A 21985-nucleotide genomic window follows, 5' to 3' on the forward strand; every position below is an offset into this window, starting at 1 on the left:
TCGTCTACTGTGGTCAGTCATGCGCATCACCGCTGGTGACGTGGCCGCCCTCGAACGCGGGGTGGCCCTGCTCGGGTCCGGCGGCGGCGGGGACACGGTCACCGCCGCCGTGCTGCTGCGCCGGTTGCTCTCCGACGGCCGCGCGCTGGAGGTTTCGGCGGTGGCCGAGCTGGCGCCGTCGGCCGGGGTGGTGCCGATCGGGGTCGTCGGCGCGACGGCGGCGTTCACCGAGAAGCTGCCGGGCGGCGGGGAGTTCGCGGCCGCGGTGGCCGCCGTCGAACGCTGGACCGGCGAACGCGCGGACGCGCTGATGTCCATCGAGATCGGCGGGCTCAACGGGCTGCTGCCCATGGTCGTGGCCGACCAGCTCGGGCTGGGGTACGTCGACGCGGATCTTTCGGGCCGGGGGCTGCCCCGGCTCGACCAGTTCTCGGTCGCCGCGACCGGCCGCGGGGTCGCGCCGGCGGCGCTGGCCGAGCCCGGTGGGCAGGTCGTGGTGCTGGCGGCCGGGTCGGACGCCGTGATCGAGCGGGGCACCCGGGCGTTCCTGGCCGGTTCCGGCGGCTGGGCGGCGTTCGCGCTGGCCCCGATCCCGGCCGGCGAGCTGGCCGGGTGCTCGGTGCCGGGCACGACGAGCGGCGCGTTGGAGCTGGGCCGCCGGGTGCTGGCGGTGGGGGAGAGCCCGCCGCGCGACGCGCTCTCGGCGGCGTTGAAGGGCTCGGTGCTGGCGCGCGGGAGGGTCCTGGAGGTGGCACGGCACCTCGGTCCGGGGCAGCACGGCAGCCCGGGGTTCGGCCGCGGCAGCGTCACCCTGGCCGACCACCGCGACGGCGCACTGCTGCGGCTGGAGATGGAGAACGAGTACCTGCTGGCGCTGCGCGACGGGGCGCCGGTGGCGTCGACGCCGGACGTGCTGTCGGTGCTGGACCACCGAACGGGGGTCCCGGTGTCGTGCGACGCGATCCGCGCGGGGGTGGAGGTGGACGTGGTCCGGTTGGCGGCGGCGCCGTTCTGGACGGACCCGCGGTGGCTCCCGGTGGTGCGGCCTCGCGCGTACGGCATCGACTGCGACCCGGTGGGGGCGTGATGGCCCGGCGGTGGTGGGTCGGTCCGGAGGCCGCGGTGAGCTTGCGGTGGGTGCTTGTGCGGGTGGGGTGCGCCCTCACGACCGACCGGGCAGGGCTCCCGTGAGCCTGCGGCGGGTGCTCGCTCTTCCCGGGTGGGCGGAGCACGTCCGGCTCCTCGCCGGCTCGGCGGGGCTGGACCGTCCACTCGCGACGGTTCAGGCCACTTTGGACGCTTCACACCTCCCCGCCGCCGGGGAGCTGACCGTTGTCGCCCGTCCGGTCGCCGGGACCGACTGGCAGATCGATGCCCTGCTGCGACGCTGTGCCGACGTCGGCGCCACCGGGGTGCTGCTGCCCGGCGCCGAGCCGCTCGCCGCGTCGCGGCTGCTTGCCGATCGGCTTGCCGTGCCGCTGCTGACCACCGGTGCGCCGCCGCTGGATCTGCTCGTCGAGGCCCGGCTGCTGCTCGCGGCCCCCGAACTCGACCGGGCCGACCTGCTGCTCGCCACCCACCGCGCCCTCGGGGACCGGCTGCGGCCGCCCGAAGAGGTCGTTGCCGTGCTGCGGCGGCTGTTGCGGTCGTCCGTCGCGGTGCTCGACGACCGCGGGGTGCCGCTCGCCGGCGAGGTCACCGGGCACGTCCGGCTGGACGAGGCCGTGCCGCAGCGGACCGACACCGACGGCGCCGTCTTCCTGGCTCACCCCGTGCTGCTGCAGCGCCCGGCGATGTGGCTGGCGGCCGAGCTGCGGGGGACCGAAACCGCGCGGGCCGACGTCGTGCCGCCCGCGCTCGCCGTGGCCGCCGGGGCGCTGCAGCGGTGGCTGCTCGCCAACCGCCTCGAACTCGAACGGGACGCGCGGTCGCGCACGGCGTTGCTCGGCGACCTGCTGCGCCTGGACACCGAGCCGGGCGCGGACCTGCGCCGTCGCGTCGCCGACGCCGGGTGGCGGCTCGGCGGCTGGCACGTCGGGCTGCACATCGGCGTCCCGGCGACCGTCGACACCGTGGCGCGCACGCAGGAGGTCATGCGGGCGCTGGACGTCGAGGCGGTCGTCGTCGAGCACGGCGACGGCTGGACCGGCTGGGTCACCTTCGACCACGAACCCACGGCGGAACGCGTGCGCTCCCTCGCGACCCGGCTCCAGACGGCGCACCGGGCGCTGCGCCTGGGCGCGCACATGGGAGTGGGGCGGCCGCACCCGCGGCCGGACGGGCTCGCGGCGACCGTGGCGGAGGCACTCGACGCGGCCCGCCTCGCCGCGACCCGGCCCGAGACGGGCCACTTCCTCCACGTCGACCAGCTCGGCATGGCCCAGCTGCTGCTCGAATGGACCCGCACGGACACGTTCGAACCGGCGGCGCGGGCACTGGTCGCGCCGTTGCGCTCGGTGCCGGGTGACCTGGTCCGGACGCTCGCGGCCTACCTCGACGCGGAGTCGTCGATCGCCGAGACCGCCACGGTGCTGGGCGTGCACCGCAACACCGTGGCGGCCCGGATCGCGCGGGTCGAGCACCTGCTGGGGGTGGACCTGTCCCGCCCGGACGAGAGGCTGGCGCTGCACCTCGCGTCCCGGGCGGTCATCCTTTCCGACGAGTGACTAGTCGTCGTCCCCGCCGCCGGTGACGTTGCCGATGCTGGCGGGGACGCCCTTGATCATGTCGATGACGGTCTTCCCGGCCAGGCCCGACTTCCCGAACCACGGGTCGGTCATGATCTTGATGGCCGACTCGAACTTCTCGGCGCCTTCCTTGCCGAAGACCTTGCCGAGCTGCTCGACCGAGAAGTTGTTGATCTTGTCGAACTTCGCCATGATCTCGGGCGTGACCCCGTCCACCTTGGACAGCTTGTCCTTGATGACCGCGGTCATCTGATCGGTGAACGGCTTGTGCGGCTTGGGATCCGGAGTGGCCGACGTCGGCGTGGAGTCCGGCTTCGGCTCCGGCGTGGTGTCGGGCTTCGGTTCCGGCGTGGTCGAGGACGACGACGGCGCGGGTTCCGGCTTCGGCTCGGGCGTGGCCGAGGACGGCTTCGGCTCGGGGGTGGCGTCGGGCTTGGGCTCCGGCTTGGGCTCCGGGGTCGCCGAAGACGACGACGGTTCGGGCTTCGGCTCCGGTTTCGGGTCCGGCTTGGGCTCGGGGGTGGTGTCGGGCTTGGGCTCGGGCTTCGGTTCCGGCGTGGTCGAAGACGACGACGGCGCGGGTTCCGGCTTGGGCTCGGGCGTCGTGTCGGGCTTGGGCTCGGGTGTGGTGTCGGGCTTGGGCTCCGGCTTGGGTTCCGGGGTGGCCGACGACGGTGTGGTGTCGGGCTTCGGCTCCGGGGTGGTGTCCGGCTTGGGCTCGGGCTTCGGTTCCGGCGTCGTCGAGGAGGACGACGGCGCGGGTTCCGGTTTCGGCTCGGGCTTGGGTTCCGGCTTCGGTTCGGGCTTGGGCTCGGGCTTCGGCTCGGGCGTCGCCGAGGAGGGCTTCGGCTCGGGCGTCGCGTCCGGCTTCGGCAGGGGCGTCGCGTCCGGCTTGGGGGTCGGGGTCGGGGTGAGGCTGCTCGTCGGGGGCTTCGCCGCCGCCAGGTCGTCGCCCGCCTTGCCCATCTTCGCCAGCGCCTGGACCAGGTCGCCCAGCTTGCGGCCCAGCTGGACCAGCTTCGCACCGATCTTGCCCAGCGCCGTGGCCACCGTGCCGATCGTCGTGCCGATGAAGATCGCGATCGACGCGCCGAACGTCACCGGGGCCAGGGCCGCCGCGATCAGGGCGCCCTTGATGATCGTCGCCAGCAGCATCGCGATCAGGTCGCGGAAGATGCCGCGGAACGCGCCGACGATGCCGCCGGCGATCTTCATGTTCTTGCCGGCCTGGTCGAGGTACCCGCCGAGGGAGTTCAGCTGCTCGGTGACCGCGTCCATGTCCTTCTTGAACTGGTCCGCGGCGTTGCCGGACCAGTCCTTCATGAGCGTTTCGATCGCCGTCTGGTGGTCCGTCGACCACTGTTCCAGCTTCTTCTTCTCGGCCGAGAGCGCCTCGGCGGCCGCGTTGATGCCGATGGGGTCGCCCATCAGGATGTCCAGCGGCCACCGCAGGATCGTGATGTGCTCGATGAGCCAGCCGATCCCGGCGGTCAGCAGGCTGCCGATGGGGTCCAGCACGAGACCGATGGTCTCCAGCGCCATGCCCGCCGAGCCGATGCCGATCGCGACCTTGTCGTTCTCCTTGCGCGCCTTGTCCAGGCCGACCGCGGCCTCGAAGAACCCGGCGCCGGCGGAGGCGTTGTCGCTGTTGAAGAGTTCGGAGCCGTGGAGGCTGACGTCCTTGCTCTTGTAGTCGTCGCCCACTATTCGAACCTCACGATCGAGTCGACGGCGTCTTCCTCGCCCGCCTGGTAGCGCTTCGCGGCCTCGGCGACCTTGTCGGAGAACTCGCCGATGGTCTTGGCGTAGTCGCCGAACTGGTGGTGCGCCTTGTCGGTCCACGTGCTCGCGCCCGCCGCCATCAGCTGGCACGCCGGGTTGATGCCGAACATGCCGGGGTCGCAGGTCATGCCGCCGACGAGGTCGGCCGTGCCCTGCAGGTTGCTCTGGAGCTCGTCGAGGTGCTTGCCGAAGTTGGCCAGGGGCTCGGAATTGACCCTGAAGCCGCCGCCGCTCACCAGGGGTTCGATTCGTCGTCGGGGTGGTCGTCGGCCGGGGGACGGCGACGCGGGGCAGGCCCGGCGGCCGGCGGTGCGGGCGGACGGGCCGGGGGAGCGGCCGGCGGCGGGGTCCGCTCGGGCTCGGCGCTCTCCGGGGCCGCGAAGTCGCCGTCGGGCGGCGGGTCCGGGGGCAGGAACGAGCGGACCATGTCGGTCGACTCGCTGTCGCCGTTGATCGTGGCGAAGGAGTCCGCGACGGTGCGGGCGGTCTGGCGCTGGGCTTCGCGCACCGTGCCCATGATCGCCGCGGTCAGCCGCGCCGGGCCCAGGTCGCACGCCCGGAGCCCGAGCTCGAGGTTCGTGAGGGCGCCGTTCGGGGCGAGCGTCACGGTGACCGCGCCGTCGCGGGAGCGGACCGTGGCGCCCGCGGCGGAAAGCGCTTCACTCAGCGCCGCCGCCTTCGACTGCATGTCCCGGACCTGCCGTTCGAGCAGCAGCTCGAAGTCTTCACCTGGCCCCAGGTTCGGTTGCACGAAATCGACTCCTCGCCACGCCGGGGTACGGGGCCGCCGGGCCCCACGATCGGGCAAGATTAGCGCACCCCAGGAGTTCATTTCGGGCTAACCGGGAGGATGGCTCGTTTTCTCCCCGATGTTGCCCTCGAATGCCCTCGATCGGGTTTGACCCGGACCACGCTCCGGGTTGCACGATCGGGGACATGACACGACTGGACGACTACCGGCCGCTGGGCCGCTCCGGGCTGCGGGTCTCGCCGCTGGCGCTGGGCGCGATGACCTTCGGCACCGGCCCCTTCTGCGCCGACGACGACACCGCGCGCAAGACCTTCCACGCCTACGTCGAAGGCGGCGGCAACTTCGTCGACACCGCGGACAACTACAGCTCCGGCCGCAGCGAGGAGCTGGTCGGCGAGTTCCTGCGCGACGTCGGACGCGACGACGTCGTCCTCGCCACCAAGTACTCCGGGCCGGACTTCGCGGGCGGCGAGCCGCGGTCGGACCCCCGCCGGCGCAGCAACGGCCGCAAGAACATGGTCGCCTCGCTGGAGGCGTCACTGCGGCGGCTGGGCGTCGACCACGTCGACCTGTACTGGCTGCACGTCTGGGACGGCTTCACCCCGGCCGAGGAGGTCATGGCGGCGTTCGGCGACCTCGTCGGCGCCGGGAAGATCCGCGCCGTGGGGCTCAGCGACGTCCCGGCCTGGTACGCGACGAAGGCCGCCATGCTCGGCGGCCCGCCCGTGACGGCGCTGCAGCTGGAGTACTCCCTGGTCGAGCGGGCGATCGAGGCCGAGTACGTGCCCCTGGCGCGGGAGTTCGGCATCGCGGTCCAGCCGTGGGGCGCGATCGGCGGCGGCTTCCTGTCCGGCAAGTACACCCGCGACGGCGGGGGCACCGGCCGGCTCGCGGAGGGCGCGCCCCACCGGTCCTTGCCGGAAACCCGGTGGGCCGTGCTGGACGTCGTCCGCGAGGTCGCGGCCGAGGCGGGCGCGACCCCGGCCCAGGTCGCGCTGCACTGGGTGACGCGCCGGCCGGCGATGCCCGCGCCACTGATCGGCGCCCGGTCACCGGAGCAGCTCGCCGAGACCCTCGGCGCGCTCGAGCTGGCCCTGACCGACGCCCAGCTGGACCGGCTGACCGCCGTCAGCGCGCCGGAACTGCCGTTCCCGCACGGCATCCTGGCGCGGCTCAACGCCGGGCTGCCGCGCTAGCCGCGGCCGTGGTGGCCGCCGCTCTCGTCGGCGACGGATTCCGCGTGCGGCTCGCCGTCACGGCAGACGACGATCACCGTGTTCTCGGTCCCGCCGTTCTTGAACTTGACCGACGCGGTGGCGGCCGGGCCGCGGACGAAGTCGTCGACGCGGTAGCCGGGATCCGGGCTCCACGACATCAGCGTGACCTGGTCACCCGCGCACTGGGCGACGATCCGGCCGCCGGGGACGGTCAGGCCGCGCGGCGCCGGGGCGCTCGACGTCGTCGGCGCGGGCCGGGCCGGGGTCGTGCTCGGGGGCACGGTTTCGAGCGCGCGGGCCACGTCGTCCTGTGACAGCGGCTGGTTCTGCGGGCCGAGGATGCCGGCGCCGACGACGTCGAGGGCCACCGTGCCGACCCCCGCGGTGACGGCGGCGGCCAGCAGCCAGCCCGCCGCCATCAGCACCCTGCGCCTGTCCATCGGTCCACTGTGCCACCGGGAAGGGTTAAGGCACGGCTAAGACGCCCTTAGCGTTCGCCAGGAGCCGGGCGAAACGGCTTCGCGTGTGTAGCCTCCCGAGAATGGCGACCGTGCTGCTCGTCGAGGACGACCCGACCATCCGCGCGGCCGTGCTGCGCGCGCTGGGCGAGCGCGGGCACGCGGTGACCTCCGCGCCGACCGCGATGGCCGGGCTGCAGGCGGCCGTCACCGACCGGCCCGACGTCGTCCTGCTCGACCTGGGGCTGCCCGACCTCGACGGCCGCGAGGTGCTGCGGATGGTGCGGGCGGTGAGCGCGGTGCCGATCATCGTGGTCACCGCCCGCGGCGCGGAGGAGGAGATCGTCCGGCTGCTCGACGCCGGCGCCGACGACTACGTGGTCAAGCCGTTCGGCGGCGCGCAGCTCGACGCGCGGATCCGCGCGGTGCTGCGGCGGGCCGAGCCGGAGGAGACGACGGCCCCGGTGGTCGTCGGCGGCCTGTCGGTCGACGCGCGGACGCGGCAGGCCTCGCTCGACGGCGCGGCGCTGGACCTCACCCCGCGCGAGTTCGATCTCCTGCACTACCTCGCGAGCCGGGCCGGGACCGTGGTGAGCAAGCGCGAACTGCTCGCCGACGTCTGGAAGCTGCCCTACGCCGGCGCGGACAAGACGGTGGACGTGCACCTGTCGTGGCTGCGGCGCAAGCTCGGCGAGACCGCGCAGGAGCCGCGGTACCTGCACACCGTGCGGCGTGTCGGCGTCCGGCTGGCCGAACCGGAGGGCCGGGCGTGAGGAAGCGGCTCGCGGTGCTGGTCGCGGCCGCGATGTGCCTGGTGCTCGTCGCGTTCCTCGTGCCGCTGGCGATCCTGCTGCGGTCGGTCACCGCGGACCGCGCGGTCACCGCCGCGACGGCGAAGGCGCAGTCCCTGACCTCCCTGGTGGCGACGGCCGACGCGGTGACGCTGCGGCCGGCGGTCGACCAGCTCAACACGAGCTGCGACAACCAGGGCTCCGCCCCGGGCCGGGGGCTCCGCCACCCGGAACCCCCGAAAGAATGCGGGGGCCACCCGGTGACCGTGTTCCTGCCCGACGGCACCGTGCTCGGCGCGCCCACGCCGCGCACGCCGGGGGTCGCGCTGGCCGCGGCGCAGGGGAGCAGCCTGACCGTCGAGGACGCCGGCGGCCGCGAAATCCTCGTCGCGGTCCAGGGCCTGCCGCGCGGGACCGCCGTGGTGCGGGCGTTCGTCGACCACGCCGAGCTGACCCGCGGGCTGGGTGCGGCGTGGCTGGTGCTGGCCGGGCTGGGCGTGGTGCTGCTGGGGCTCGGGGTGTTCGTCGCCGACCGGCTGGCCCGGTCGATCGTGCGGCCGGTCCACGAGCTGGCGGCGGTCTCGCGCCGGCTCGCCGAGGGGGACCTCGACGCACGCGCGCGTCCCGGTGGGCCGGGGGAGGTGCGGTCGGTCGCCGCCGCGCTCAACCTGCTGGCCGCGCGGATCCGGGACCTGGTGCGGCAGGAACGCGAGGCCGTGGCCGACATCTCGCACCGCCTGCGGACGCCGTTGACGGTGCTGCGGCTGGACGCCGAGTCGTTGCGCGACCCGGCCGAGGCCGAGCGGATCACCGCCCACGCCGAGAGCCTGGAACGGCAGGTCACCGCGTTGATCGACCAGGCACGGGCCCGCGACTCGGCGCCCGGCTCGTGCGACGCGGTCGTGGTCGTCCGCGCGCGGGCCGAGTTCTGGTCGGTGCTCGCGCAGGACCAGGACCGCGCGGTGACGGTCTCGCTCGACGACGGCCCGCTGCCGGTCGCGGTCGGCGAGCCGGAGCTGGCCGCGTGCCTGGACGCGTTGCTGGGCAACGTCTTCGCGCACACCCCGGAGGGCACGGCCTACGCGATCCGGCTGACGGCGACGGCGGGCGGGGCACGGCTGGAGGTCGCCGACGAGGGCCCGGGCTTCGACTTCGACGACGTCTCACGCGGCGCGAGCGGAGCCGGGTCGACCGGCCTCGGGCTGGACATCGCCCGCCAGACGGCCCGCGCGTCCGGCGGGGAGTTCAGCGTGACGCGGGGGCCGGGCGCGCGGATCGTGCTCGATCTCGGAAAGCCTTTAGGGATGCCTTAATCCTCGCGCAGCGCGCCGCTATCGCCGGGCGCGTGATGCTTCTTTCGTTGTCGGAGAACGAGAAGGAGCAGACATGCGCAAGATTCTGGTGATCGCCGCGGCCGGCGCGGTCCTCGCGGTCGGCGGGACGACGGCGGCCCTCGCACAGTCCGGAGCCGACGACGGCTCTCGTGCACCGGCCACCACGACGAGCGGACCCTCGGCCACTACTGAAACCGCGCCCAGCAGCGAAATCACGGTGTCGTCGAGCGCGAGCCGCCCGGCGCCGAGCACGTACCCGACCCGGCCCGCGCCGAGCACGTACCCGGCGCGCACCCACGACCTCGGCGACGACCACGGCGGCCGCGTCGCCGAGCCGGGCGACGATCACGGCGGCCACGGGAACGAGCCGGGCGACGACCACGGCGGCCGCGTCGCCGAGCCGGGCGACGATCACGGCCGCCACGGCGGCGAGCCAGGCGACGACCACGGCGGGCACCACGAGGCCGGGGACGACCACGGCGGCCGCGGCTGACCGGTCCACAGTGGACGACACGCGTGCCCGGATGGACGACACGCGTGCCTGAGTGGACGACACGCGTGATCAGGGGGACGACACGCGTGCTTGGGCGGACGACACGGCGGATGTCGGCGTGTCGTCCGCCCGCGTGTGTGTTACGGCTGGGCCGGGACCGCGCCGACGGTCAGCCGGTGCGCCTCGGCGAAGGCGGTCAGCGACCCCGGGTGATCTTGACCGTCGTCACCGGTGAACCGCCGCGGCTCGCTCTATCTCCGCGCACCGCTCCGTCCAGAACTCGCGGTCCCGGGGCGGCGCGCTGGTCGCCCCGTCGAGCTGTTCCCGCAGGATGTCGGCGTGTCCCGCGTGCCGGCTCGCCTCGGTGAGCACGTGGACCAGGACGTTGAACAGCAGCACGTCCGGACGCGGCCACCACGGCACGTACCCGGGCGCGTCGATGGCGAGAACGTCGATCGTCGCGTCGGAGTGCTCCGCGGCGCGGCGGTAGCGGTCCACGATCTCCGTCCGGGTCTCGTCCGCGGTCGCCCAGAAGTCCCGGCCGCGCGCCTCGAGGTCGTCCCAGCGGGGCAGCGGCTCGGGGAACGGCCGGCCGAACACCTCGCCCAGGTACCGGGTTTCCCACAGCGCCAGGTGTTTCACCAGGCCGAGCAGGTTGGTGCCGGTCGCGGTCAGCGGGCGCCGCACGGAGTACTCGTCCAGTCCGTCGAGCTTCGCGAGCACCGCCTCGCGGGCCTCGCGCAGATCGTCGTGCAGGTACCGCTTCGCGAAGTCGTCGATCACCTCCGCCAGAGTGCCAGAATCAGCCCACCGGCACCCCGCGCACCGTGACCGGCCCGCGGGTCGGGTCCAGCTCCACGGCCTGGTCCACACCGGACGGCGTCAGCACATCCAGGGCCTTCGGGGCCGTCGCCGGGTCCGCCGCGCAGAGCGGCGCCGTGCCGCCCGCCGCGCACAGGCCGAACGTGTACTGCCCCGCCGTCGGCGTGAAGGGCCGCGCCTGGTCGGGGGAGTTGCCGTCCTGACCGGTCAGGACCACCGCGAACGTCCAACCGGCACTCGGTGTCCCGAAGGCCGACTTCGCCACGCTGACCGTGATGTACCGCGTCGCCTGCGAAGCCTGCACAGACGGCGTTGCCAGCGAAGCGCCCGTAGCGTCGACGAGCGCCGGATCGGCGAAGCCCTGGACCTCGAGGCGCCGGCTCCAGGCGTCCGAAGCCGCGATCGAGTACGCCCGGCTCGGGAACGGCGCCGCGGTCGACGTCGCCGTCGCGGCCGGGTCGTGCGCGTAGATCGTCAGCAGCTGCGCGCCCAGCGGCGAGCCGAAGGTCGGGGACAGGTCCCGGATCTGGGCGCGGAACACGAGGTTCGTGCCCGAGTCGATGACCTGGAACCGCTGCAGGTCGAACGCGCCCGCGTGGAAGTCGCCCGCCGTCGGGTAGGTGTACGTGCCCGGGCCGTTGTCGTCGCCGTCCGGGTCGGCCGCGTCGAGCAGGACCGTGCCGGTGACGAAGTCCGAGCTGATCGTCTTCTGCGCGTAGCCGGTCCCGGTGCCGGAAGTGGCGGTCGCGGTGACGACGTTCGCGCCCAGCGGCGTCGGCACGGTCGCGCCGAACTTCCCGTCCGCGGCGGCCCGCACCGACAGCACCGAAGTCGTGCCGGTGTCGGTGTTCGAGACGGCCAGGTCGACCTGGCTGCCCGCGGGCGCGGTGCCGGTGACGGCCGCGGTCCCGGTGGACACCGACGCGGGCGCGTCGAGGGTGACGGCCAGCGCCGCGGGCGGGGCGTGCGTGACGTACCGGGCGCGGACGTCGGCGGGCTGCTCGGGCAGGCGGCCGTCGTCCAGGGCCCGGGCCAGGCGCACCGACTGCGACTGCGCCCAGCTCAGCGGCGCGACCGAGCCGGCGGGCTGCCCGGGCGCGAAGCCGATCGACGCCGTGCGCGGGTCCGAGCCGTAGGGCGACGCCGGCACGGCCGGGTTTTCCCACGCCTGCTCGGGAATCAGCCCGGTGCCGCCGGTCTGGGCCCGCATGGCGCGCAGCAGCGCCGCCGCGCCGGCCCGGTCGCCGGTCTGCACCGCCTGCTCGCCGCGTTCACCGGCGAGCACCGGCCAGAGGTGCCCGGACCCGGTGTTCGGCCCCGGCCACGGTGCCCCGGTCGGCGCGCAGTTCGTCGGGTCGGGTTCGTAGCAGTCGCCGTAGCCGTCTTCGCTGCCCGGCGTGGAAGTCCCGTAGCGGTACCAGCCCGGGCCCGTCGGTGTGTCCCGCTTGATCACGCGGTCCACGACGCCGAGCGACGCGGTGACGTCCGGGTCGTTCGCGGGCAGCACACCGAGGCGCGTCAGCTCGAGGAACCCGGCGTCGACGACCGCGCGCTGGTCGGCGTCGACCGAGCCGTTGCCGAGGTTGTAGATCCACTCGGAGTCCGGGTCGCCGTTCTTGGTCAGCCGCAGGAAGTACCGGCCGCCGTACGGCCCGGTCGACGTGACCGTCCACCCCTTGATGCCGCGCTGGAAGTGGTCCGCGGTCGCCCGGTAGACGCGGGCGCGCGCCGGGTCGCCGTTGCGGTCGGCGATCACGCCGGCGGCGACGAGCCCGGCGATCTCCGCGGCGATCGTCGAGGGGGAGTAGCCGCCCTGTTCTTCCCAGCGCTCGGAGCCGAACGACGGCCCATGTGCGACGACGAAGTCCGCGGCCGCGCGGATGTGGTCGGTGTAGAGCGTGCGGTCCCGGTCGAGCCCGGCCTGCAGCGCCATCAGGATCGGGTACGCGCTCTCGTCGAGCTGGTCGCCGCCGGAGTCGGGCGCCTTCTTGCCGTTGAGCATGGAGTTGCGCGGGAACCGGCCGTCCGGTTGCTGCTGGCGGCCGAACAACCACCGGACGCTCGCCCGGGCCGTCTCGCGGTCACCCGCGGCGAGCAGGCCCGAGAAGCTTTCGTAGAGGTCGCGGGCGAAGATCTCGCGGTAGGACCCGAAGTAGACGGGCTTGCCGCCGGGCGCGTCGCCCGCGGGAACCGCCTGGCCCCACGGGCTGCCGAGCGAGGCGACCACCGCACCGGGGAAGGTCTTGTCCTCACTGGCCTTCAGCACGTTGACCGACTGGTAGTAAGCGTCGGAATCCTTGCCCCGTAAGGGGATCAACCCGTTGTCGTAGTCACGCCAGCCGCGTGCGTAGTCCCGGTAGCTCTGGTCGAACGGCGTGCGCAGGCTCGCGCCGGCGGTCTGGACGGCCGCACGAGCGTCCGGGCCGAAGCCCAGTGCCAGCGTGGCCGGGCGGCGCGGCTGCAGGTCCAGCTGCGCGGTCTGCACGACGTTGCCGTTCACCGCCGACGGCGTCCGGTCGGTGAGCCGGTGGTCGCGGTCGAGCTGGGCCAGCCCGTCGCCGGCGGTGCCGGCGAAGCCGCTGGACGTGCCGAGGAACCGGCGGTCGGCGCGCAGGGCGGCGGCCAGCGGGGTGGCGTAGTCCCGGGCCGGCGCGCTCGACACCGTGTTCGCGTCGGCGCTGACCAGCGCGCTCGTCGCCGCGTCGACGGTCGCGGTGTCCCCGCCGCCGTTCGCCGGGCCGCCACCGCCGTTGCCGTTGATGCTCGCGTCGAACCGCACGTACACCTTGAGGTCCTGGCCGGACCCCCGCAGCGGGTCCAGCCGGGTCCGGATGAGCACGCCGGTCCGCGCCGGGTCGGCCAGGTACTCGGTGACCAGCCGGTACCGGCCGCTGCGCGGGGTCGACGTGATCTCGCACGCCATCCCGCCCGCGCTGGTGCGGACGGTGTAGGTCATGTCCCGCGCCTGCAGGTCGGTGAACGTGCGGCCGTCGGTGACGGCGAACTGCAGCGTCTCGACGTTCGTGTTGTCGATCACCGGCGCGTACACGTCGGACAGCACGCCGCCGGCCACCGTGAACCACGCCTTGCTCGTCGTGTTCCGCGCGGTACCCAGGCAGTCCTTGCGGGCCAGGCCGAAGTGCGAGATGGCACCCGGCCCCGGATCCGCGGCGGCGACCGCCGCCGGTGCGGGGAGGAGAGCCGCGGCGAGCACCGCGCAGAGCACCACGGACCACGTCGACCGAGTCATCCGCCCATCCGATCACGCCGGTCCGCGGCGCACCAGAGCCGAACGCAGCAGGAAAGTCGTGACCCGTGATTGAGAAATCCGACCGGTGGGTAGCAAACGAACAGTCCCCCGAGGAGGTGAACGTGGAAGAGCACGGAGCGGACGGCTGGCGGTACCGCGGCACGATTTCGCCACGGACGCTGCCGAGTTTGCGGCGGCACCTCGTGTCGTGGCTGCGCAGACGCGCCGGTGACGAGGTCGGCAGGCAGGCCGACGACGTCGTCCTGGCCTGCTGGGAAGCGATGGCGAACGTGCTGGACCACGCCTACCGCGGCCGGCCCGGGCTGATCGACGTCCGGGCGAAGATCGACGAGGACGTCCTGATCGTCACCGTCGCCGACCAGGGGCGCTGGACCACGATCGCGGACCGGTCGGACGGCGGGCGCGGCCTGCGGCTGATCCAGGCCCTGGTGGACGGGCTCGATCTCCGGTCGACCGACGACGGCACGGTGATCACGCTGACCTGGCCGTTCCCGGTCCGCCGGACCGCCTGAGCGTCAGCCGGTCGAGAGGCTTTCGACGAACCGGGTCGCGACGTCCCGGAGCTTCACGTTGCTGTGCTGCGACTCCGCGATCAGGCGTTTCATGGCCTCGTCGGCGGGGATCCCGTGCACGGCCATGAGGATGCCCTTGGCCTGCTCGATCACCGCCCGCGAGGTCATCGCCGTCTCCAGCTCGGTGGCCCGCTGCCGGGCCCGGTGGTAGCGGCGCGTGGTGCGCAGCCCGAACGAGACGATCGTCGTGTAGAGCCGCAGCAGCCGGGAGTCGGTCTCGGCGAAGCCGTGGCCGCCGTAGCCGAAGAGGTTGAGCGCGCCGGCGAGGGAGCCGTCCACGCGCAGCGGCGCGGCGAGGTAGCTGCCGACGCCGAGGCTCAAGGCGTGGCTGGTGAACTCGGGCCACAGCGCGCCGGCCGTGGCGAGCGGCAGCCGGACGATCTCCCCGGTCTCGGCCGCCCGCAGGCACGGGCCTTCGCCCGCCGCGTACTGGACGCGGTCGATCTCGACGGCGCGTTCGTCGGTGGAGGCGGCGGTTTCCGGCTCGCCGTCGCGGATCGCGGTGATGCTGGCCAGGTCGGCCCCGGGGATGGCCCGGACGGCTTCGGCGCAGACGGCGTCGAGGATCTCCTGCTCGGAGGGCTCGGCCTCCAGAGCACCCGTGAGGTCCGCCATCGCCGCGGTCAGCTCGTCGAGGTGCTCGGACGGGATCGGGTCCCCGGTCACTGCGCTCACCTCCGTCCTCGGTTCCTGCGCGCACAGTACCCGCGGGCAGCACGGCTCCGGCGATCGAGGAGGGCGGTGACTCCGGACCGGCGCTCGCTGCTGAACGTCATGGGTTGGGCGCCGGGGTCACCTCGCGACGACCGGCGCAACCCACCCGGCGACCGTCACTGAGCTGTGCGTACCCGGGTGCCGCGACGACCAACCCCTCAGCGGATCATCACTTTCGTCACCTGGGCGAGGCCGGAGACGCGCAGGACGCGCTCGAGCAGACGGGGCGCGGCCAGGCGCAGGTCGTGGGTGGCGGTCCGGTCGAACAGGGCCGCGATGCCCGCGCTGTCGACGTAGGTCACCCCGGTCAGGTCGACCGTCAGCGAGACACCGGGAGCGAGCTCGCGGTCCAGGGCCGCGCTGAACTCGGCCACGTTGCTCAGGTCGACCTCACCGGTCACGGTCAGGGTCCGGTTCCCGTCGTCGCCCGCGGAGGCGACCAGCGTGAGTGCCGTCGTCACGAACCGAGTCTCCATTCCAGCATGACGGTGGTGCCGTGTTCGTCGTGGCGGACCGCGACCGCGTCGGCGAGGGCTTCCATCATCGGCATCCCGCGGCCGCGCAGTACCTGGTTGTCCGGCGGCGGCCGCTTCCAGTGGCCGCGGTCGGACACCGTGACGACCAGGCGCGGACCGGCGAAGCGGGCCGAAAGGTGCGCGTTGCCCGCCGCTTCGGGGTAGGCGTGCTCGACGGCGTTCGCGCAGGCTTCGCCGGTGGCGACGAGCACGTCCTGCGCGAGGTCCTCCCCGAGCGAGGCCGTGCCCAGCCACGCGCGCAGCCAGTGGCGCGTCGAGGCGAGGCTGTCCGGGTGCGCCGGGAAGTCCAGCTCCAGCGGCGGCACCGAGCGGCGGTAGAGCAGCAGCGCGACGTCGTCCTCGTAGCCGTCCGCCGGCCGGAGCCGGCCCATCAGCGTGGCCGCCAGGTCGGTGAGGTCGGCTTCCCGCGCGTCGTGGGCGACCGAGGTGGCCCGGTCGATGCCGTCGTCCAACGACTCGCGGCGGCGCTCGACAAGACCATCGGTGTAGAGCATCAGCAGCGAGCCGACCGGGACGACCGCCGTGGCCTCCGGGCGGACGGCGGGGATGCGGACCGCGAGCGGCACGCTGCCGCCCGCGTCGAGGAACTCCGCCGTGCCGTCGCGGTGCACCAGCGTGGCCGGTGGGTGCCCGGCGCTGCTGTAGGTCAGCGTGCCGGTGGCGGGGTCGAGGACCCCGCAGAAAACGGTGGTGCACAAGGCACCCGGCAGCCGGTCGGCGAAGCGGTCGAGCGTGGTCAGGGTGTGCGCCGGGCCGTTGGCCTCCAGCAGCAGCGCGCGGCACGCACTGCGCAGCTGGCCCATCACCGCGGCCGCGGCGAGCCCCCGGCCGACGCAGTCGCCGACGACGATGCCGATCCGGTCGCCGGCCAGCGGGACGACGTCGTACCAGTCGCCGCCGACTTCCAGCGGCGGGTTCGCCGGTTCGTAGCGCACCGCGAAGCCGTCGGGCAGCAGGGCCGGGCCGAGGATCGAGCGCTGCAGCGCGATGGCGACCTCGCGCTGCCGGTCGTCGCGGTGGGCGCGGCGCAGGGCGTGCGCGACCGTCCCGGCCAGCAGCGCCAGCAGCGTCCGGTCCTCGGTGCCGAGCGGGCGGCGGGGGTCCGGTTCGACCCAGAGCGTCAGCCGGCCGCCGGGGTGGTCGAGAGTCGCGCCGACCCCGCTCCCCGCCGCGGTCGCGTGCAACGCCGGGAGCGAGCGCACTTCGTCGAGCTTCGCGCGCAGCGGCGCGGCGAGGCCGGTCCACAGCCGGTCGCCGGGGTCGGTGGACGTCAGCTCCGGCTCGCCGTCGTGCGGCCAGGTCACCGCGAGCACCCGCTCGGCCTGCCACAGCTCGCGCAGCAGGTCCAACGCGGTGTGCAGCGCGTCCGGCACCCCGCTGACCCCGGCGAGGCGCTGGTTCATGGCGGCGAGCGCGTTCTCCCGCTGCACGGCGTAGCGCTCCGCGGTGACGTCGCGGATCGTGCCGACGAACCGGCGGCTGCCCTCGTCGTCGTGCAGCTCGTTGTAGGCGACCGCGGCCCACACCCGGTGGCCGTCGCGGTGCCGCAGCGGCAGCACGAAGCTCCCGGCGGGCTCGTCCCGCGCCCGGGCGAAGGCGTCGGCGACCTGCCGGTACGCGTCGGGGTCGGCCTCCCGGCCCGGCCACCACGGGTGCGGCGGCGCGTAGGGGGCTCCGTCGGGCTCGAAGCCGAGCAGCTCGGTGCACGCGGCGTTCAGCTCGACGACCCGCCCCTCGGCATCGCAGACGAAGAAGCCCTCCTGCAGGGAGTCGATCATCGCCGCGCGCCACCGGGCGTGCTGCGTCCGCAGCCGGGCCAGCCGGATGGTCGTGCGGACGCGGGCGAGCAGCTCCAGCGCGGAGAACGGCTTCACGAGGTAGTCGTCGGCCCCGGCGGACAGCCCGTCGACGGAAGCCTCCTGGCCGGCGCGGGCGGACAGCAGCACCACGGGTACGGCGGCGGTGCGCGGGTCGCGGCGCAACGCGGCGAGCAGGCCCAGGCCGTCGAGGCGCGGCATCATCACGTCGCTGATGATCAGGTCGGGCGGCTCGGCCGATGCTGCGGCGAGCGCCTCGACGCCGTCGCGCACGGTGGTCACCGTGTAGTCCTCGCGCAGCAGCCGCAGGAGGTAGTCGCGCATGTCGGCGTTGTCGTCGGCGACCAGCACCCGGGCGCCCGTCGCCGGCCCGGGGGCGACGTCGGGAGCCGGCTCGCCCTCCGGCAGCCAGCGCAGGGCCTCCTGCACGTACGGCTCGGCGGTCTCCGCGGCGATCCCGGCCGCCGACGGCGCCGGCGCGACGTGTTCGGGCGGCAGGTGGGCGGTGCCCAGCGGCAGCCGGATCCGGAACGTCGTGCCGGCTTCGGGGATGCTCTCGGCGGTGACGGTGCCGCCGTGCATGCCGACGAGCTCGCGCACCAGGGCCAGGCCGATCCCGCTGCCCTCGTTCGAGCGCGCCCGCGCCGACGGGATCCGGTGGAACCGCTCGAACAGCCGGGGCAGCTCGGCGGGCTCGATCCCGATCCCGGTGTCGGACACGGTGACCACGGCGTGCTCGCCGTCCAGGGCGGTGCGGACCCCGATCTCGCCTTCGAAGGTGTACTTGACCGCGTTGGACAGCAGGTTGAGGACGACCTTCTCCCACATCCCGCGGTCGACGTGCACCGGGCGGCCCAGCGGGTGGCAGCCGACCTCGAACCGCAGCCCGGCCCGTTCGACGGCGGCGCGGAACACGCTCGCCAGCTCCGCGGTGAACGCGGCGAGGTCCACCGGTTCGAAGCGGGCCTGCATCCGGCCGGCCTCGATCCGCGAGAAGTCGAGCAGGTTGTTCACCAGCCGGCCCAGCCGCAGCGCGTTGCGGTGGATGACGGCGATCTCCTCGCGGACGCGCTCGTCGGCGTCGCCGAGCGTCTTGTCCAGCTCGGCGACCGGGCCGAGGATCAGCGTCAGCGGCGTCCGGAACTCGTGGCTGATGTTGGCGAAGAAGGTGGTCTTCGCCGCGTCCAGCGCGCTCAGCTCCTCGGCGCGCCGCTGCTGGGCCTGGTACGCGAGCGCGCCGTTGACCAGCGCCGCGGTCTGCTGGGCGACCAGCCCGAGGAACGTCCGGTAGGACTCGTCGAGCGCGCGCCCGGCGCTCGCCGCGAGCACGACCACGCCGCTCGCGGCGGTGCCGGGGGCGCCGGGCAGCGGCAGCACCATCGCCTCGGTGGGCGGGGTCGACCACTCGCCCGAGGGCAGCTCGCCGAACGCCGCCGTCAGGTCGGCCACGGTGCGCGCGGTGCCGTCGGCGAGCACTTCCCGGAGCGGCCAGCCGCCGGAGTGCCCGGCCTCGCCGGGGGTGACGGCCGCGAGGGCGAGCTCACCGTCGTCGCCGCGGACGTGGATCGAGGAGTAGGGGACGTCGGCGCCGGCCCGCCCGAGCACGTCGGCGACCAGCTCGCAGGCTTCGCCGACCGTGTGGGCGATGCCGGCCTGGGCGCCGAGCTCGCGCAGGGTCGCCATCCGGCGTTCGCCGATCACGCGCTCGGTGGTGTCGGTGACCGCGGTGAACACGGCACGCACGGCGCCGTCGTCGTCGTACACCGGGCTGTAGGAGTAGGTCCAGTAGGTCTCTTCCCAGTAGCCGTGCCGGTTCATCGGCAGCAGCAGGTCCTCCGACCAGGTCGCCTCGCCGGTGGTCATCACGCTGTCGAGCATCGGGCCGATGATGTGCCAGATCTCGCCCCAGACCTGCGCGCCCGGCTTGTCCAGCGCCGGGTGCTTGGTGCCGAGCAGCGGCAGGTAGGCGTCGTTGTAGAGGAACCGGAGCTCGGGTCCCCACCAGACGATCATCGGGAAGCGCGAGCTGAGGCAGATCCGCACGGCCGTGGTCAGGCTGGCCGGCCAGTCCGCCGGGTTGCCGAGCGGTGACGACGTCCAGTCGAACTCCTGCATCCGGGCGGCCATCTGGCTGGTTCCCGGAAAGGCGGCGCGCTGGCCCGATTCCTCGCCGACGCTCATCACCACTCCCGGTTGACGCGGTCCCGGCGAGCCTACCCGCCCGGAGCCGGAGCCGCCGTGTCGTGGACCGGGGGTGCTCAACCGCCGGAAAGCCAGGTCATCGTGACCGTCGTGCCGTCTTCGCGGTGCACCTGCACGCTGTGGTCGGCGAGGCTGTCGATGAGCAGCAGGCCGCGTCCCCGCAACCCGTTCGTCGCGGCCGGGGCGCGCCAGGCGCCGTAGTCGGTGACCGTCACCGTCAAGCGGCCGTTCAGCGCCTCGGCGTGCACGTCGATCGTGCCCGCGTCCCGGTCGCGGTACGCGTGCTCGGCGGAGTTGGCCATCGCTTCGTAGCCCGCGAGGACGACGTCCTCCTGGCGTTCTTCGCTCAGCCCGAGCGTGCCCAGCCAGTCCGCGAGCGCCCCGCGCAGCTCCGGTAGCCGGTTCGCCACGGCGGCGGTGCGCCGGTGGAACGTCGCCGGGGGCGCGGGCGCTCCCGGGGGGAGAGGGTCCGTCATGCTTCGTCCTCTCCGCGGTGGTGCACGTGGATCAGCGCGATGTCGTCGTCGTGCCGGCCGCGGGTCAGCTCCGCGACCAGCTTGTCCCAGGCCTGGCCGAGGTCGGCCGCGCCCAGTACCGCCGGGATGCCCGCCACGAGCCATTCCACACCCAGAACGAGGTCGCGCGTGCGGCTTTCGACGAGTCCGTCGGTGTAGAGGACGAGATCCGCCCCCCGTGGGAACCCGGTGCTGCGCTGGGGGAACTCGGTGCCGATGCCCAGCGGTTGCGCCAGCGCCTCGCCGATCTCTTCGGGCGCGGCGCCCGGGCGCACCAGGATCGCCGGCAGGTGACCGGCGTTGGCGAAGGTCAGCGTGGCGTCGTCCGGCCGGTGGACCGCGTAGAAGCACGTGACGAAGCTTTCGCCGAACAGCCCGCCGGTGAGCGCGGAGACGGCGCGCAACACCTCCGACGGCGGCAGCTCGAGCAGCGCGTAACAGCGGATGGCCGTGCGGACCTGGGCCATCACGGTCGCGGCCGTGACGCCGTGGCCGACGACGTCGCCGATCACGAAGGCCGTCGCGCCGGACGGGAGCCGGATGACGTCGAACCAGTCGCCGCCCACCTTGCTGCCGGTCGCCGCGGGCAGGTACCGGGTGAGCACGTCGAGGCCCGGGGCCGAGGGCGCGACCGGCAGCATGCTGCGCGACAGCTCCGAAGCGAGGGTGCGCTCGCGCTCGTACAGGCGGGCGTTGTCGAGCGCGATGGCGGAGTAGGCGGCGATGCCTTCGGCGAGGTACTCGTGGCGCGCGGTGAACCGGTCCGGCCGCGAATGCCCGAAGAAGAACCCGCCCAGTACCTCTTCGCTGGTCGGGCTGATCACCGGCACCGCGAGGTAGCTGCACACGGGCAGGTGCCCGGCCGGCATCCCGTGGTGCGGCGCGTTCTTCCCGAACCGCGGGTCCCGCGTGATGTCGGGGCTGCGGACGGTGCCGTCGCCGTCGAACGTCGGCGCGAACACCGCGGTGTTGCGCGGCATGGGGAACCGGTCGAACGTCTCCCGCGGCACCCCCGAAATCGTGTACAGCGTGTAGGACTCGCCGAGCTCGTCGATCAGGTTGTAGAAGAACGCGCCGAACTCCGCGCCGGTCGCCCGGGTGGCCGCGTCGGTCGCGTCCTGCACCATTCCGTCGATGTCGAGCTGCGCGGTGAGCTCGCGTCCGGTGGAGTGCACCGCGTCGAGCACCGCCGCTTCGTCCCGCAGCTGCCGCACGGTGGCCGCCAGGTGGGCGGTCGCGGCTTCGACGGCTTCGGCCACGGCCGAAGGTGTCCCGCCGACCTCGCCGGTGGTGTGGACCAGCACGCCGTGCCCGTCGCCGGCGACGGCGATCGCGGCGGTGACCTCGCGGCCGGGCAGCAGATCCGCCAGGACCGCGCGGTCGGTCACGGCGACCGCGACGTGGTCGCCGAGCACCCGGCGCGCTTCGGCCGGTTCGAGAGGCCGGACCTCGGTGGCCGCGGCGGTTCCGGCGCCGTCGACGAACGCCCGGCGCACGGCGTCGATCAGCTCGGCGAAGTCCGGTGCCGTCATCCGGTGGCCAGCGCCTCGGAGAGCGACGGGTAGATGGCGAGCTCGTCGGTCAGCCGGGTCAGTTCCAGCGGCCGCAAGGTGATCCGGCCGGTGGCCACCACCCGCAGCGGGGTGGACACGGTCCGCCCGCGGTGCGCCCGCACGAGCTCGGCCATGCCGGCGGAGGCGAGGAACGTGACCCCGGTCAGGTCGATGACGAGGACCGCGGGCCCGAGGCGGGCGGCGCGTTCGGCGAGCTGCCGGAGCTTGGGGGCCAGCGCGAGGTCGAGGTCCCCGTCGACCCGGAGCACGGCGGTGCCGTCCCGGTCCTCCAGTGCCACCGCGCCCGCCGAGCTCGCGGCGTCGCCGAGGGTGTTCCCGGTCTCGTCGGTGTCGGCCATGACGCTCATCCTGCCTGCTCGTGGGCGGCGCGCAAAACGGAAGTGGTGCTGACACGGCGGTCTCCGGCGAGGACGGGCATGATTGATCCCGGTTGAGCAGACAGCCTTGGC

Annotated in this window: 19 protein-coding genes; 7 read left to right on the forward strand and 12 right to left on the reverse strand. The window is 73.9% G+C overall.

Annotated features, from left to right (window positions below):
- Positions 1–19: 19 nt before the first annotated feature.
- Positions 20–1087, forward strand: a complete 1068-nt coding sequence (locus ABZ342_RS02855; protein ID WP_360468314.1) for a DUF917 domain-containing protein — start codon at positions 20–22, stop codon at positions 1085–1087.
- 115 nt (positions 1088–1202) lie between these two features.
- Entirely contained in the window at positions 1203–2666 is a 1464-nt protein-coding gene (locus tag ABZ342_RS02860; protein ID WP_360468315.1) for a helix-turn-helix domain-containing protein, read from the forward strand.
- Here ABZ342_RS02860 and ABZ342_RS02865 read toward each other — a convergent pair whose 3' ends face one another.
- From ABZ342_RS02865 to ABZ342_RS02875, 3 genes are read right to left on the reverse strand one after another with little or no spacing between them, the layout of a single operon-like run.
- On the reverse strand, positions 2667–4391 hold the full coding sequence (locus tag ABZ342_RS02865) for a hypothetical protein (RefSeq protein ID WP_360468316.1): 1725 nt from the start codon (positions 4389–4391) through the stop codon (positions 2667–2669). It abuts the gene before it with no gap.
- Positions 4391–4705, reverse strand: a complete 315-nt coding sequence (locus ABZ342_RS02870; RefSeq protein WP_230862776.1) for a hypothetical protein — start codon at positions 4703–4705, stop codon at positions 4391–4393. The genes ABZ342_RS02865 and ABZ342_RS02870 overlap by 1 nt, the downstream gene beginning before the upstream one ends.
- Positions 4702–5220, reverse strand: coding sequence for a YbaB/EbfC family nucleoid-associated protein (locus ABZ342_RS02875; protein ID WP_155546351.1), 519 nt, complete (start codon positions 5218–5220; stop codon positions 4702–4704). Before ABZ342_RS02875 ends, ABZ342_RS02870 begins: the two co-directional genes overlap by 4 nt.
- Before the next feature lie 185 nt (positions 5221–5405).
- Here ABZ342_RS02875 and ABZ342_RS02880 point away from each other — a divergent pair, with 185 nt between their 5' ends.
- A complete protein-coding gene (locus tag ABZ342_RS02880; RefSeq protein ID WP_360468317.1) occupies positions 5406–6416 on the forward strand; it encodes an aldo/keto reductase in 1011 nt (336 codons plus the stop codon).
- Here ABZ342_RS02880 and ABZ342_RS02885 read toward each other — a convergent pair.
- Complete coding sequence (locus ABZ342_RS02885) at positions 6413–6877, reverse strand: hypothetical protein (RefSeq protein ID WP_360468318.1); 465 nt, start codon at positions 6875–6877, stop codon at positions 6413–6415. The genes ABZ342_RS02880 and ABZ342_RS02885 overlap by 4 nt on opposite strands.
- A gap of 101 nt (positions 6878–6978) precedes the next feature.
- Between ABZ342_RS02885 and ABZ342_RS02890 the strand changes: the two genes are divergently transcribed.
- The 3 genes from ABZ342_RS02890 to ABZ342_RS02900 all read left to right on the forward strand — a co-directional run bounded on the left by ABZ342_RS02890 (position 6979) and on the right by ABZ342_RS02900 (position 9513).
- A complete protein-coding gene (locus ABZ342_RS02890; protein WP_155546354.1) occupies positions 6979–7668 on the forward strand; it encodes a response regulator transcription factor in 690 nt (229 codons plus the stop codon).
- Positions 7665–8999, forward strand: coding sequence for a HAMP domain-containing sensor histidine kinase (locus tag ABZ342_RS02895; protein WP_360468319.1), 1335 nt, complete (start codon positions 7665–7667; stop codon positions 8997–8999). The genes ABZ342_RS02890 and ABZ342_RS02895 overlap by 4 nt, the downstream gene beginning before the upstream one ends.
- 73 nt (positions 9000–9072) lie before the next feature.
- A complete protein-coding gene (locus ABZ342_RS02900) occupies positions 9073–9513 on the forward strand; it encodes a hypothetical protein (RefSeq protein WP_360468320.1) in 441 nt (146 codons plus the stop codon).
- A gap of 225 nt (positions 9514–9738) precedes the next feature.
- Here the strand turns inward: ABZ342_RS02900 and ABZ342_RS02905 are convergent, their stop codons facing one another.
- Both ABZ342_RS02905 and ABZ342_RS02910 read right to left on the reverse strand, forming a co-directional pair.
- Positions 9739–10296 carry a DinB family protein gene (locus ABZ342_RS02905; protein WP_360468321.1) on the reverse strand — a complete coding sequence of 186 codons (558 nt, stop codon included), beginning with the start codon at positions 10294–10296 and terminating at the stop codon, positions 9739–9741.
- A gap of 19 nt (positions 10297–10315) precedes the next feature.
- On the reverse strand, positions 10316–13585 hold the full coding sequence (locus ABZ342_RS02910; protein ID WP_360468322.1) for a glucodextranase DOMON-like domain-containing protein: 3270 nt from the start codon (positions 13583–13585) through the stop codon (positions 10316–10318).
- Between the two features lie 122 nt (positions 13586–13707).
- Between ABZ342_RS02910 and ABZ342_RS02915 the strand changes: the two genes are divergently transcribed.
- Positions 13708–14118: an ATP-binding protein gene (locus ABZ342_RS02915; RefSeq protein WP_155546359.1), complete on the forward strand. Its 411-nt coding sequence runs from the start codon at positions 13708–13710 to the stop codon at positions 14116–14118.
- Between the two features lie 3 nt (positions 14119–14121).
- Here the strand turns inward: ABZ342_RS02915 and ABZ342_RS02920 are convergent, their stop codons facing one another.
- The 6 genes from ABZ342_RS02920 to ABZ342_RS02945 form a co-directional block, all read right to left on the reverse strand.
- Entirely contained in the window at positions 14122–14844 is a 723-nt protein-coding gene (locus ABZ342_RS02920; RefSeq protein WP_360468323.1) for a GAF and ANTAR domain-containing protein, read from the reverse strand.
- 206 nt (positions 14845–15050) lie between these two features.
- A complete protein-coding gene (locus ABZ342_RS02925) occupies positions 15051–15353 on the reverse strand; it encodes an STAS domain-containing protein (protein WP_360468324.1) in 303 nt (100 codons plus the stop codon).
- Positions 15350–19426, reverse strand: a complete 4077-nt coding sequence (locus ABZ342_RS02930) for a SpoIIE family protein phosphatase (protein ID WP_360468325.1) — start codon at positions 19424–19426, stop codon at positions 15350–15352. The genes ABZ342_RS02925 and ABZ342_RS02930 overlap by 4 nt, the downstream gene beginning before the upstream one ends.
- 77 nt (positions 19427–19503) lie before the next feature.
- On the reverse strand, positions 19504–19923 hold the full coding sequence (locus ABZ342_RS02935; protein WP_360468326.1) for an ATP-binding protein: 420 nt from the start codon (positions 19921–19923) through the stop codon (positions 19504–19506).
- Positions 19920–21494 carry a GAF domain-containing SpoIIE family protein phosphatase gene (locus ABZ342_RS02940; RefSeq protein ID WP_360468327.1) on the reverse strand — a complete coding sequence of 525 codons (1575 nt, stop codon included), beginning with the start codon at positions 21492–21494 and terminating at the stop codon, positions 19920–19922. Before ABZ342_RS02940 ends, ABZ342_RS02935 begins: the two co-directional genes overlap by 4 nt.
- Positions 21491–21883 carry an STAS domain-containing protein gene (locus tag ABZ342_RS02945; protein ID WP_360468328.1) on the reverse strand — a complete coding sequence of 131 codons (393 nt, stop codon included), beginning with the start codon at positions 21881–21883 and terminating at the stop codon, positions 21491–21493. Before ABZ342_RS02945 ends, ABZ342_RS02940 begins: the two co-directional genes overlap by 4 nt.
- Positions 21884–21985: the final 102 nt, after the last annotated feature.

It is taken from the genome of Amycolatopsis sp. NPDC005961 (assembly GCF_040629235.1).
Classification (GTDB): Bacteria; Actinomycetota; Actinomycetes; order Mycobacteriales; family Pseudonocardiaceae; genus Amycolatopsis; species Amycolatopsis camponoti.

Coding starts and splice junctions, on each gene's coding strand:
- ABZ342_RS02880 (WP_360468317.1), top strand. CDS start 5,406: ATGACACGACTGGACGACTACCGGCCGCTGGGCCGCTCCGGGCTGCGG.
- ABZ342_RS02935 (WP_360468326.1), bottom strand. CDS start 19,923: ATGACGGACCCTCTCCCCCCGGGAGCGCCCGCGCCCCCGGCGACGTTC.
- ABZ342_RS02945 (WP_360468328.1), bottom strand. CDS start 21,883: ATGAGCGTCATGGCCGACACCGACGAGACCGGGAACACCCTCGGCGAC.
- ABZ342_RS02885 (WP_360468318.1), bottom strand. CDS start 6,877: ATGGACAGGCGCAGGGTGCTGATGGCGGCGGGCTGGCTGCTGGCCGCC.
- ABZ342_RS02890 (WP_155546354.1), top strand. CDS start 6,979: ATGGCGACCGTGCTGCTCGTCGAGGACGACCCGACCATCCGCGCGGCC.
- ABZ342_RS02930 (WP_360468325.1), bottom strand. CDS start 19,426: ATGAGCGTCGGCGAGGAATCGGGCCAGCGCGCCGCCTTTCCGGGAACC.
- ABZ342_RS02940 (WP_360468327.1), bottom strand. CDS start 21,494: ATGACGGCACCGGACTTCGCCGAGCTGATCGACGCCGTGCGCCGGGCG.
- ABZ342_RS02900 (WP_360468320.1), top strand. CDS start 9,073: ATGCGCAAGATTCTGGTGATCGCCGCGGCCGGCGCGGTCCTCGCGGTC.
- ABZ342_RS02855 (WP_360468314.1), top strand. CDS start 20: ATGCGCATCACCGCTGGTGACGTGGCCGCCCTCGAACGCGGGGTGGCC.
- ABZ342_RS02910 (WP_360468322.1), bottom strand. CDS start 13,585: ATGACTCGGTCGACGTGGTCCGTGGTGCTCTGCGCGGTGCTCGCCGCG.